The organism is Limibacterium fermenti, from assembly GCF_041902845.1.
GTDB lineage: Bacteria > Bacteroidota > Bacteroidia > Bacteroidales > Dysgonomonadaceae > Limibacterium > Limibacterium fermenti.
On record NZ_CP159486.1, the window covers coordinates 2,263,924 to 2,277,953 of the forward strand.

At 40.4% G+C, this 14,030-nt stretch carries 9 protein-coding genes; all 9 read left to right on the plus strand.

The annotated features are described in order from the left end of the window. The first annotated feature begins 125 nt into the window (after positions 1 to 125). The 9 genes from ABNK31_RS10045 (at position 126) to rbsK (ending at position 14,004) form a co-directional block, all read left to right on the plus strand. Positions 126 to 1,631, plus strand: a complete 1,506-nt coding sequence (locus ABNK31_RS10045; RefSeq protein WP_418892395.1) for a Gfo/Idh/MocA family protein — start codon at positions 126 to 128, stop codon at positions 1,629 to 1,631. Positions 1,632 to 1,705: 74 nt separating this feature from the next. After that, positions 1,706 to 2,560, plus strand: coding sequence for a sugar phosphate isomerase/epimerase family protein (locus ABNK31_RS10050; protein ID WP_418892396.1), 855 nt, complete (start codon positions 1,706 to 1,708; stop codon positions 2,558 to 2,560). An 11-nt stretch (positions 2,561 to 2,571) separates the two neighbouring features. Next, entirely contained in the window at positions 2,572 to 5,817 is a 3,246-nt protein-coding gene (locus ABNK31_RS10055) for a SusC/RagA family TonB-linked outer membrane protein (protein ID WP_418892397.1), read from the plus strand. A gap of 14 nt (positions 5,818 to 5,831) precedes the next feature. Then, positions 5,832 to 7,544 carry a RagB/SusD family nutrient uptake outer membrane protein gene (locus ABNK31_RS10060; protein WP_418892398.1) on the plus strand — a complete coding sequence of 571 codons (1,713 nt, stop codon included), beginning with the start codon at positions 5,832 to 5,834 and terminating at the stop codon, positions 7,542 to 7,544. A 34-nt stretch (positions 7,545 to 7,578) separates the two neighbouring features. After that, positions 7,579 to 8,709, plus strand: coding sequence for a glycan-binding surface protein (locus ABNK31_RS10065; RefSeq protein ID WP_418892399.1), 1,131 nt, complete (start codon positions 7,579 to 7,581; stop codon positions 8,707 to 8,709). Positions 8,710 to 8,919: 210 nt separating this feature from the next. Further along, positions 8,920 to 9,201: a hypothetical protein gene (locus ABNK31_RS10070; protein ID WP_418892400.1), complete on the plus strand. Its 282-nt coding sequence runs from the start codon at positions 8,920 to 8,922 to the stop codon at positions 9,199 to 9,201. A gap of 49 nt (positions 9,202 to 9,250) precedes the next feature. Further along, positions 9,251 to 11,482 (plus strand): DUF4434 domain-containing protein, encoded by a 2,232-nt coding sequence (locus ABNK31_RS10075; protein ID WP_418892401.1) that lies wholly within the window; start codon positions 9,251 to 9,253, stop codon positions 11,480 to 11,482. 19 nt (positions 11,483 to 11,501) lie between these two features. Next, entirely contained in the window at positions 11,502 to 13,049 is a 1,548-nt protein-coding gene (locus tag ABNK31_RS10080) for an ADP-ribosylglycohydrolase family protein (RefSeq protein ID WP_418892402.1), read from the plus strand. A gap of 28 nt (positions 13,050 to 13,077) precedes the next feature. After that, entirely contained in the window at positions 13,078 to 14,004 is a 927-nt protein-coding gene (gene rbsK, locus ABNK31_RS10085) for a ribokinase (RefSeq protein WP_418892403.1), read from the plus strand. The last annotated feature ends 26 nt before the right edge of the window (positions 14,005 to 14,030 follow it).

Sequence of the window (14,030 nt, forward strand, 5' to 3'; positions counted from 1 at the left end):
TTCGTTCATTGTCCATAATTATTATTACAGTAAAAATGGGATCAGGATAACAATTTTAGGCACAAAGAATCAACCGTAATAACATAAAAGGAATCATTTTCAAAGTAATTTTATATTTAAACCCTATGACAACGTATTCACGTAGAAACTTTTTAAAGACGGCGGCTTTAGGGGCTGCCGGTCTTACCATTGTTCCCAACACGATATTGGGAAAGGCACGGGGGTATACCTCCCCGAGTGATAAACTGAACATTGCCGGTATCGGTATCGGGGGGATGGGTCGCCGCAACCTGGCAAACATGAAAACCGAAAACATCATCGCCTTATGCGATGTGGACTGGAGATACGCCTCGAAAACATTCAACGATTTCCCCAAAGCCAAACGCTATAAGGACTGGCGGGTTATGTTCGAGGAAATGGGTAACTCCATCGATGCCGTCCTGGTGGCCACTCCCGACCATACCCATGCGGGGGTGGCGGCCCATGCCATCACCCTGGGAAAACATACCTATGTGCAAAAACCGCTGACGCACTCCGTCTATGAGTCAAGGCTGCTTACAAAACTGTCGCAGAAATACAAAGTCGCCACTCAAATGGGCAACCAGGGCAACTCCTTCGACTGGTGCCGGCAGGTAGCCGAATGGGTGAAATCGGGAATCATCGGCGACGTATACGAAGCCCATTGCTGGACGGACCGGCCCATCTGGCCGCAAGGATTGCCCGAACCCAAAGGAGGCGTGCCGGTTCCTTCGACACTGGATTGGGATTTGTTTGTGGGGCCGGCCAAAAAACGCCCGTACGATCCGGCCTACACACCGTGGAACTGGCGCGGCTTTTGGGATTTCGGTACCGGCGCGCTGGGGGATATGGCCTGCCATATCATGGATCCCCTGTATTGGGCCCTGGACTTGAAATACCCGGTCGGCGTATCGGCCAGTTCAACGTTGTCCAACCTGTATTCCCCGCCCCAGGCACAAATCGTAAAGTACCGGTTCCCTGCACGCCCGGCCGCCGGAAAGGTGAACATGCCGGAATTGACGGTTTACTGGTATGACGGGGGATTGCTTCCCGACCGCCCGGAAGAATTGAAAGACGGGGAGATGATGGGTGATTCCAACGGAGGTATTATTTTGGTAGGAACGAAAGGGAAGATCATGACCGGTTGCTATGGAATGAATCCGACCTTATTGCCTACATCAAAGATGGACGGTTTTAAACAGCCGGAAGCTACCCTGGCGCGTGTCAAGGGCGGCAACGGGAATATCTGGGACACCAATGCCCATGAACAGGATTGGATAAGGGCTTGCAAGGAATCGCCGGCAAACAGGCGGGAAGCTTCGTCGAACTTCGGATTTTCGGGGCCTTTCAACGAAATGGTGGTTATGGGCGTACTGGCCGTACGGCTTTCGGGATTGCACCGGGAGTTGAAATGGGACGGGGAGAACATGCGTTTCACCAATATATCCCCGAACGATACGATCAAAATCGTAACCGTGGATGAATATGCGGTGATTGACGGCGATCCGAAATTCGACCGGCGGTTTGCCGACTTCAATGCGTTGGAGATGGCAAACGAATGGATCCGGCATACCTATGAGAACGGGTTTTCGCTTCCCGATATGCCTAAATAGGATATACGCCCCTGACGGATTTCAGGAAAATTCGTCAGGGAGTGTCAGTAATAACTTTTAAATAAAACAATCGTATGAAAACAACAAAAATGTTCGTTGTCATGCTGGCGTGCCTTTTATCGGGTACAGCCTGCGCGCAGCACAAGAATCAAACAAAGGCGGATAAACAGGGGTGGCACCTTTCCATGCAATCGTATACTTTCCATCTGTTTTCAGTCATGGAATCATTGGATAAAACGCAGGATTTGGGAATCCGTTTTATCGAAATCTATCCCGGTCAGAAACTCGGGAACGGATTCGGGGACGACGTTTTCGGCTACCAGTTGAATGATGAGCAACAAAAAAAGCTCAGGCAGGAAGCAAAGAAAAGGAATATCCGGATTGTCTCTTCAGGGGTTTGGGTAGCCGAACGGGAAGAATGGGAGTCCGTATTTTCTTTTGCCAAAAAGATGAAGATGGAGTTTATCAGCGCCGAGCCGGCCCGTGAAGACTGGGACGTGGTGGAAGCCATGGCTAAGAAATACCGCATAAATGTCGCGACCCATAATCATCCGAATGAAAATTCGTATTGGAAGCCGGAGATATTGCTGAAGAACATCGGTCAAAGAGCTCCGTTGTTAGGCGCTTGTGCCGATGTAGGGCATTACAAGAGGATGAACATAGAGCCTGTATCGGCCCTCAAACAATTGGAAGGACGAATCGTTTCGTTGCACTTTAAGGATATTGCCCCTAAAGGAGAGGCCGGGACCCTGGAAGATGTGGTATGGGGAACAGGTGTCCTGAATGTAAAGAATATGATGCAGGAGCTCAAGCGGCAACATTTCAAGGGCTATTTTACGATAGAATATGAAGCCGACTGGGAAAACAATTTACCGCAGATAAAACAGTCGGTCGATTATTTCAATCAAGTAGTGGAAAATATATTTTAATTTCTAAAGACATGAGAAAAAAATACACAGTTTTGCGTGATTGGCATAAGAGTCAATTACCGACGTTACTCATATTAACGGTTATTTTCTTATTCACTCTTGGGGGATACGCCCAAACAAAGGTAAGTGGAAGAGTAATCGACTCAACAGGTGATGCTTTGATCGGTGTGAATGTAATTATAGAAAACATGCGACAAGGGACAACTACAAATGCAGAAGGAAAATTCAATCTGACAGTTCCTAACACGAATGCCGTGATCGAATTCTCATATGTTGGCTTTCAAACGCGGAAAATTTCACTTAACGGAAGAACGTATGTAGAAGTCATCTTGTCGGAAGACCCTGAAATACTCGATGAGGTGGTTGTAATTGGATATGGTGCTGTCAAAAAAAGAGACCTTACCGGTTCAGTGTCCTCTTTAAGGGGAGAAGATCTATTGAAAACAAATCCGGTAAGTGTTAATCATGGGTTACAAGGCAAATTAGCTGGAATTAATGTTTCGCAGGCCGATGGGGCACCGGGTGCTGGAGTTAACATTCAAATCCGTGGAGCGAATTCATTTACTACAAGTACAGAACCTTTATATATTGTAGATGGAATCCCTTTTTCCATGGGAGAAGCTCCTGCGACAGATTACGGAACCAAACAAACCAATAATCCGTTGAGTACTATCAGCCCGCAGGATATCCAATCCATTGAAGTTTTAAAAGATGCGTCTGCTACAGCGATTTATGGATCCAGAGGAGCTAACGGCGTAATTATCATTACCACTAAGTCTGGCAGTGAAGGAAAACCCACGGTGCAGTTCAGTTCTAATTTCAATATATCGAATCCTGTAAAAAGAATCGACGTTTTAAGTGCTGCCGAATATGCCGAATATCGCAATGAATTGACCATAAATGGATATTTGTATGACGGTAAAGAATGGGTCGACCCTAGTAACTTACCATATCCCATTCCAGGACGGTGGAGTGAGACAACACAACTGAACCCGGAAACCGGTCAAATGGAAGTCCTAAAAAGGGAATATTTGCCAAGCCCTGACGATTTTCGCAAAGGGTATGACCGAAATGGAGATGGAACTTTATTTTATGGAACGAATTGGCAAGACGAGATTTTCCATACCGCATTGAGTAAAGATTACAATCTGACCGTATCCGGTGGAGACAAAAACGGTTCTTATATGTATTCCGGCGGATATCTGGATCAACAGGGCGTTATTGTAAATTCTTATTATAAACGCTATACCGCACGTGCAAACAACTCACGTAAAATTAATGAATTTCTACAAATTGGTTCAAATCTTAGTCTTACGAAATCAGACAATCGTTTTGCCCGCACCAATAGTGAAAATTATGGTGTGATCGCTTCCGCGATCTCCTTTAATCCCACCCGCCCGGTTTTCGATCCAGAAGCAGACTCCGGCTTTTCTGAGGATTTTGCATCAGGATTAGCCAATCCCTATTTGACGGTACAAACGGAAAAAAATATATTGTCATCCCTTTCTGTATTTACATCCGGATTTGCTGAAATTAAGTTTACCGATTGGTTGAAATTTCGTCAGAATCTGGGGTGCGGATATAGTTATGATGAACGTAATCAATATTATAATCGCTATACTGGAGCTGGACAATCACCGACCAATGGTTATGCTGTAAAATCTGATGGTACGTACGAAAGTTTAACAGAAGAATCAATGCTTACGTTCAACAAAAAGTTCAGAGATCATGCTTTGAATGCCGTGGCAGGCATGACTTATGAGAAAGTTACATGGAAAGGTAAATCCATGAATGCTAAAAATTTTCCAACTGATGATACGGAGGACAATGATATGAATGCAGCTATCGGAGATAAAGAGATCAGCAGTTACCGGGGAAAATCCCAGTTGATGTCATATCTATTCCGTATAAATTATAACCTATTGGATAGATATTTGATGACACTCTCCGTACGCCGTGATGGCTCCAGCCGCCTAGCCTTGAATCGTTGGAATAATTTCTATTCAGGAGCTATAGCTTGGCGTTTGTCTGATGAACCAATTATTAAAAATATGGGGTTCTTTGATAACCTCAAGTTTCGACTTAGTGCAGGACAAACGGGTAATCAAGGAGTTAATGCCTACGCCACACGGTCTAAGTTTGTCGCTTCCAATTATGTTTATGATGGAGTATTAAGCAGCGGTATGGCGGAAGAACGATTTGGAGGTCCTGCTGCTCCGGACTTAAAATGGGAAACGACGACTCAATATGACTTAGGACTAGATGCCGCATTTCTTAATAACAGAATAAATTTAATCTTCGATGTTTATTACAAGAAAACAACAGATCTGCTGCAATACAAATTGATTCCGATGAGTTCAGGATTCAGTGAAATTGCCACCAATTACGGAAACGTAATGAATAAAGGATTAGAGATAAGCGGAAACTTCATACCGGTAAAAACACATAGTGTCATGTGGGAGGTAGACGCGAATATTTCATTTAATAAAAATGAAATCAGCAACTTAAATGCCGACCAATTTTCAAATGTCGTCTGGGGTATGGAAAGTATATTTCTAAGAAGAAACGGACATCCAATTGGCACTTTATATGGTTATGTGGAAGATGGCTTTTATGATAATGAGGCAGAGGTTCGAGCTGATCCATATTACGCGAATGCAAGCGCTTCGAAAGTTAAAAGTATGGTTGGACAAATCAAGTATAAGAATATGGATGAGGATCCAGTGATTGATGATCGCGATAAAGCGATTATCGGCAATACCAATCCTGATTATCAGTATGGCTTAACCAATACCTTAACTTATAAAAACTGGACCTTCAGTTTCTTCTTGCAAGGAACCCATGGGAATGATATTTTAAATGCTAATTTACGGTCATTTGATCTCGTTGGAGGAAATAACATGCCAAAGTTTGTATGGGATACCCGTTGGACCTCGGAGAATAGGAATAATGCAAAATGGCCTCGTCCAGATAACACCTATACCCGTGCCTTGAAGGCTTCCGATCGTTATGTGGAAGACGGATCTTATCTTAGATGTAAGAATGTCAGTTTAAGCTATAGATGGACACAGCCGATAAAATACGTAACATCACTGAATATAACGGCAAGTGTTTCCAATCTGTTTACAATCACTAATTATGATTGGTACGACCCCGATGTTAACAGTTTTGGTAGTGATGCGTCCCGTAGAGGTGTGGATGTATCATCTTACCCTAGTGCTCGTACTTTCAACTTAGGTATTCAACTATCATTTTAAAGAAGTATCTGATTATGAAACTTATAAAAATATTTAACTATTTCATAGCAAGTTTGTTTTTGCTGACCGCTTGCGATCTGGAAGAGGAAACTTTTACATTTGTGTCCGGAGATGATGTCGCGGCTTCCGGTAGTTATGATCAACTTGTTTCGGGAGCTTTTCTTACCTTACATTTTCCTTTCGAGTGGGGAAATTACGCTGAATTGGTTAATTTCGATTGCGATTATCAGACTGGCCCCGGATGGGCGTTTGGGTCTATCGGTGCGGGTAATTTCTATAACTCTGGCTCTAACGACAATTTCTATAAATATTATAGCCAATCTGTTCATCGAGCTAATTATCACTATTATCTGGTAAACAAGATCTCCAATATCCCGGAAAAAACAAAGAATAACGCTTTGGGAGAATTACGATTTCTTAAGGCTTGGTCACAATTCCAATTAGTTCAACATTTTGGACCAATTCCTCTATTTAAAACTTCTATTTCAGAAGGTAATGACCCCGAACAGCCTAGGGCTTCCATAAAAGATGTATATGAACATATTATTGAAACATTAAAAGAAGCGGAAACGCTATTGGTTCCTCGTGCCGATTCGGAGTATAAAAAGGGACACGTATGTCGCGGGACAGCCAAGGCGTTGCTGGCTAAAGTTTATGCGACTATCGGTTCTGCTTCGATGGAAAACGGAAATATCACTGTAAAAGGAGGGCCGGGATCTAAAACTAATCCGGATGGTACGATTTCACGCTTGATGCCCGTCCCTATTACCCATGAAAAAGATCAAGTAGCGGGTTATGAAGAATTCGACTCACAAGAGTTTTATCGGTTGGCAAAAGAAAAAGCATGGGAAGTGATTCAAGAAGGAGAATTCGAACTGGCATCCAGTCAGCAAGAATTATGGAGCGCAGCTTATAAAAATGGTCCTGAATTTGAATTCTGCTTACAAACAATAGATGGAAATGGCACCCTTTATTATAATTTCGTTTCTAAGGACTTTTTAGGCTATTCAAATCCTGTATATAACGGCGAATGGAGCAATGGGTTTAATGTACAAAGAGATCATTGGCTTCAAACGTTTGATGATTGGGATGACGAGCGTATCACCTGGGGCGTTTTGCATCGCATTCCTTACTATTATGATAAAAACACCGGCAAACTGCTTTACTATTTTTATCCTGAGCGTGATAGTGTATATGTGAGAAAAGGAGAGAATGGATATGATAAAACAGATGTAGTGGCCAATGGTGCACATATGTATGGTTCGAAGTTGATGAAATTCTCAGCAGTGTCTAACTATCCTCTGGATGGTAATCGTGCAGATTTTAATTGGCCTTACATGCGTTATGCAGAAACATTATTGATTTATGCAGAAGCGGACAATGAAGTCAATAATGGGCCTTCTTCTCAAGCATTGCAGACGGTAGACTTGTTGAACAAACGGAATAATAGTACCCTTTCTTCTGAGCGAAATAACAAAATTCCCTATACAAAAGAAACATTCCGCTCTTATATTTTAGAAGAACGCGCAAAAGAATTTGCAGCAGAAGGCATCCGTCGTACAGATTTGATTCGTTGGGGCATTTATCTCCAAGTAATGAATGCTATCGGAACAAATGATGAAAATGAGATCGTGAAAAGACGGGAACAAAAACATTTACTGTTACCGCTCCCGTTGGATGAGGTCAATGCGAATCCTTATATTGAAACGAATAATCCAGGTTGGTAATGCTATTTATAAACAACTTTAATGAAAAAATAAGATGAAAAGTATGATTAGTTTTAAAAATATATGCTTGACCGGGATATTATTTTTTATAATCTCCTTATCCGCATGTTCGGATGAAAATAATGACATAAAGCCAATAACACTTACCAAGGTAACTTCCGTAACCGATTTGAATACCGGTATTACAGAAGCTGCTTTAGGAGATTTTATTGCAATTCACGGCTCTGGATTGGATATTCATAATATTGATTCTGTTTTAATAAATGACGTAAAAGTAGATTTATTAGAGGTTTATACCGAAAATGATATTTTATATCTAAAAATTCCAGTAAAATTAGCTATCAATTTAACAGATAAAATCTACATCTATAATAAAACGGGATATCAAGAAATTCCGTTTAAAGCGGTTCCTCCTGCTCTATATTTAGAGCGTATGTTCAATGAATATACCAAACCCGGCGATACAATCATGATTTATGGCGATTTCTTCGAACTCTATGAAATAGACTCTTTGAATGCTGTTGTAGATTTTAACGGAAAAGTCTCTAAAGTAATAAGCTCAGCTAATAATTACCTTACTGCTCAAGTCCCTAAAGATGTAGACAAAAATATTAAGGTAAAGGTAAAAGGAATAAAATATGACGTTGAAGCATTCTGCCCCGGACGGTATTATGACAATGAATGCATGATTATGAATTTTGACGATTTAACACCAAGTAATCCAATTAACATTGTGACAAATCCGAACGATAAACAGCGTCTTAGTGGAAACTTTCTACGTATTGACGATAAATCCGAATATTCCGGGTGGTGGTATATTGCAGAAAAAAGTGGTGTACCTTTTACAGATGATATGCTTGATAATTTCCAGAATTATGTAATAAAGTGTGAGTTCAGAACGGCAAACCAATTCATAGAAGGAAAGATTAGGTTCTGTAATTATCTGTTTTGGGATGCAAGTCCTATGGAATGGATACCGAGTGATTTCGTCTTTCAGAATTTCAACAGATGGGAAACGGTTACGTTACCTTTTGTTGTGAACCGTTCTACAACTTATCCGGAAAATATGTATTACCAATCTTTCAATATGCGTCTTGAAATTGATCCAAATATTGCCCGTAATTTTTCATTTGACAATATCCGCATATCTAAAAAAGGAAGCTAATTTGATTTATAAACGACCTTTCATTAGACAGTTGTTATAATAATTGAAAAAATATAATAACTGTCTTTTTTAAGATAATCAAATACAAAAATGTTTGTTCGACTATCAGTGGTTGGTATATTGAGTCAAGCCTCCACGATAAGGATTTTTCATATTTCGAAATAATTACAATTGTTTTATCAAAATACAGAATTGAAGGATTTATCCAAAATGAAGCAAGAATTAATTAAAACGACTATTATATTACTATTGGTTTTTATACCCATTATTTTAAATTCTCAAACGGCAATGGCAACACATGTTGGTTGCATGAATTGTTGCGCTGTCCGCTCATTCTTGGTTAACGAAACATTTGAAGGCTCTTTTATTTTTCCTATTACGGAAGATTATAATTGGACAAAATGGAGCGAAAGCAATATTATAAAAGTGTCCCTGAATAAGGAAATGCAAAAACTATCGTTGATATATATACCGAAAACAATGAGAATATGAGTGTTGATGAAAATAAGGTAGTCCTCGACTATATTAAATTAATAAAAATATGAAACTAAAATTACGGATAAAATCTTTAGAATTTATTCTTCTTTTTGTAGCATTGATTTTGTCAAAAAATGTCTATCCCCAAACAATATTAAAATTCAATAAGGACAGATTCCGAATTATGCAATTCACCGATCTGCATTGGACAAGTGGAAAGGAATATAAGGAGTATAATGACAGTACTGTTTTTCTTATGGAAAATTTGATTAGAATGGAACAGCCTGATCTAGTCATTATAACAGGAGATATCGTTATATCTAAGGGTGCTCTCGAAGGATGGAAACAAATTATCCAGCCGATGATCCATACGAAAACTCCTTTTGCAGTGACTTTCGGTAATCATGATGTAGAAGCGGATATGAGCAAATCTCAAGTAATGGAATTTCTGAAGAATACGCCCTACAATATGACTTATGATGCTGATAAAGATATTGATGGGTACGGAAATTGCACATTGAGAATCGGTTCGTCCGACGATGAGAAAAATGATAATTGGATCATCTATTTGTTCGATTCTCATTCGTATCCGGAGGATAAAACGCTCGGGACGTATGATTGGATAAAAAACAGTCAGATCCAATGGTATCGGCAGCAAAGCAAAACAGTCACCCGAAAGAACGGAAAAATCGTACCTTCGCTCGCTTTTTTCCATATCCCTACTCCCGAATATGAAATAGCCAGGCATCTTGATTATACATTGGGAAATAAAAGCGAACAAGTCTGTTCTCCTGTTTTAAACAGCGGATTGATCACTTCTTTCATCGAAAATAAAGATGTGATGGGAACATTTGTGGGACATGATCATAACAACGATTATATCGTCGCTCCCGAAGGAAAGATTTGTTTGGCATATGGCAGAAAAACAGGTTACGTTTCTGCATATAAGGAAATACTTGAAAGAGGCGCTCGCGTTATTGATCTCTATGAAAATGAAAGGAGATTCGATACGTATATCCGAACGCTGTCAGGAAAATTCTTTGATTATACCTTCGAACAAAAACTAACGGCTGATAATTATCCCACTTCTCAAGGAACTTTCATCCACGACCATTTAGTCGCTAACTGGAACGATGCACAATGGCAAAAAGAATTGAAAGCATTAAAAGAAGCCGGCATGCAGTATCTTATTTTCGGACCGACTTTACACACCGGAAAAGATAATGTGATAAAAAGCCCCTATCCGAGCAACTTAACAACAAAGAAAAATGCCGAAAAGGATTTAGTCGAAATGTGTCTTCGCAATACTCAAAAAGCTGGTTTAAAGGTTTTCTTAGGACTGAACTTCCATGAAAGATGGTGGGAAGGAAATTATGACGAAGACTGGCTCTTACAACAAATGGAGATAGGTAATCGAGTTGCAGATGAATTGATTGAAAAATATAAAAAGCGCTATGGAAAAACGATGTACGGTTGGTATTGGGTATGGGAGGTAGCCAATATCGACCAATTATCTCAAAAAGAATATAAAGATGCTCTTGTAAATGCTTTAAATATTAACTTGAAGCATCTGCATGCCGTCAGTCCTGACATGCCTTTTATGTTATGTCCTTTTATGAATTACCGTATAGGAACGGCAAAAGAATACGCTCAATTATGGGAATATGTCTTTTCAAAAGCACACTTTCAATCCGGAGATATTTTTGCTCCACAAGATTGCGTAGGCGCCGGAGGGTTAAACAAGGAAATGATCCCCGAATGGTTTGGGGAATTAAATCACGCGGTGAATACAAAACCCGGCCTTTTATTCTGGTCTGATGCGGAAACTTTTGATCAACAATTTTGGGTTCCTGCTCCATTAAATCGATTTGTAGAACAAATGCGACTGGCAAGTCCCTATGTAAGCAAAATCATCACTTTCGCTTATAGTCATTATTATAGCCCGAATATTGTGAACGAACAATATCACAAGGCTTACTTACAGTATTTCAAGAATGGACAACTTCCCGACATACTTCCGCCACCCGCAGTATCAGAGATAATTGTCAAAACGGAAAGAGAGGACACTTATCTGGAATGGAAGGCGCCTGATGATACCTCAACGATTACCGGATATTATATCTACCGAGACGGAGAATTAATCGGGAACAGACCATTGGACAGTAAGAATAAATATAAAAACGAATTTATCGATAAAAAAAGCATGAAAGGCCGGAAACATTTGTATGAAATTTCCGCCTATAATTGCATGGGAGGCGAATCAGCCAAACTCAATGCGCAAGATGCTACTAACTAAAATTATAAAAAAAGAATTTATGAAAAAACAAGTATTGGCAGCTATTTTTATCGCCATTCTATTAGGTGCAGAAGTGGCTTGTTCTTCCACAGAGAAAAGGAATAAAAATCAACGGATCCCTGATACCGTCACATTAACGAAAGAAACACTGAAAGATAAAATAAAAGGCGGATGGGCAGGAAAAACAATCGGTTGTACCTATGGAGGCCCCGTCGAGTTTCTTTATAACGGAACAATGATTCAGGATTACGTACCCATTATTTGGAATAAAGACAGAGTGAAATGGTATTATGACAATTTCCCGGGCTTATATGATGATATATACGTGAACCTCACATTTGTAGAAGTTTTTGAGCGTTTGGGATTAGAAGCTCCGGCAGATTCTTTTGCGATTGCATTCGCACATGCTCCGTATCCGCTATGGCATGCCAATCAGGCCGCGCGCTACAATATCTTGCAAGGGCTGAGGCCTCCCGAATCCGGCCATTGGTTGAATAATCCCCATGCGGATGATATCGATTTTCAAATTGAGGCCGATTTTGCCGGATTAATGTCTCCGGGAATGCCCAATACGGCTTCTCAGATTACTGATAAGACAGGACATATCATGAATCACGGAGACGGATGGTATGGCGGCGTATTTGTAGCCGCTTTATACTCATTGGCTTTTATTTCGGACGATATGGAATTTGTCGTGAAAGAAGCATTAAAAACGATTCCTCCAGAAAGTTCTTTTTATCAATGCGTGAATGACGCAATCAGTTGGTACGAGGAATTTCCGGACGATTGGAAAAGAAATTGGTTCGAATGTGAAAAGAAATGGAGTTCGGAGATAGGATGTCCCGACGGCGTATTTGTTCCTTTTAATATTGATGCCAAAATTAACAGCGCTTATGTGGCAATAGGCCTTTTGTACGGAAAGAAAGATTTTTTTAAAACGATTGATATCGCAGCTCGTTGCGGACAGGACTCTGATTGCAATGCGGCGACTGTTGCAGGCGTATTGGGTACAATGATAGGCTATAGCCAAATCCCCGAAAAATGGAAAGAAAGTTTATACGAAATAGAAGACCGGGACTTTGAATATACCGATATTTCATTGAATGATATCTACGAAATCGGTTTTAAACATGCATTACTTGTCGTAGAACAACAAGAAGGCAAAACAGATGGAGATCAAGTCATAATCAATTGTCAGCAACCGACTGCGGTAGCTTATGAAAAATCATTCGAAGGACATTTTCCTATAGAGAAAAAACCCGTTAACCAAACCATTTCGGAAGGCTTCAGTGTGAATTTCGAGGGAATCGGAATCGTTTTAAAAGGATCGGTGCAATGTGCCGATGCTAACTATATTGCACAAGTGGAAATGTACATAGATAATGTATTGGCCGAGACAGCTGAACTACCGGTATCGTCGTCGAATGCACGCCGGGTTGATTTATTCTGGCAATATCAATTACCGATGGGTGAACATACCCTCACATTCAAATGGCTCAATCCGAGATCCGATGCTCAGGTTACCGCAACGGAAGCGATAATCTATTCAAATAACCCCTCCAGATAAACATTCAAATACGAGAATAAACAGATATATGCAAAAAATATTAGTTGTAGGAAGTTCCAATATTGATTTAGTAATTCACACGAAAAAACTACCCAAGCCCGGTGAAACGGTAATAGGCAACAAGTTTCTTAAAAATCCCGGAGGAAAAGGCGCTAATCAAGCTGTTGCAGCGGCGCGTTTAGGAGGGCAGGTCGCTTTTATTACGAAAGTGGGAAATGACGATTTCGGGAAAGAACTTACAGCGTTGTATCAGAAAGAAGGGATTGATTGCCAAGGGGTATTGATGAATAACTCTTCGTCAACCGGCGTAGCTCTAATTAATGTCGACAAACAGGGCGAGAATTCGATTACAGTGGCTTCCGGAGCCAACAAGCATTTATCAGTGGAAGATATCATGAACTTGTCATCTTTAATAGATGAGAGCGATATTATATTAATGCAATTGGAAGTTCCAATTGAAACAGTAGAGTATATTATCGACTATGCCGGAAACAGCGGGAAAAAAATCATTCTTAATCCGGCACCCGCTCATCAGATATCCGATAAAGCCCTGCCTAAACTTTTTGCTATCACCCCGAATGAAACTGAAATCGAATACCTGACCGGGATTCGTGTTCAAAGCGAAGAATCGGCGGCACAGGGAGCCGCTACGATGATAAAAAAAGGAGTGGAAAATGTTATTATTACCCTTGGGGCAAAAGGCGCTTATTTTATGAATGAAAATGAGCATTTATTAATTCCGGCTCCAAAAGTGAAAGCAATTGATACGACTGCTGCCGGAGATATATTCAACGGAGCATTCGTTGTTGCATTAGCCAACGGCAAAAGTATAAAAGAATCCGTTGAATATGCTTGCCTAGTAAGCAGCCTTTCGGTTACGCGGTTGGGTGCACAAAACTCTGCACCTTATCAACACGAAATTGAAAATATAATAGGAAAAGAGCATTCAAAGTAAACCAAATGTATTAATCTAAAATAAAT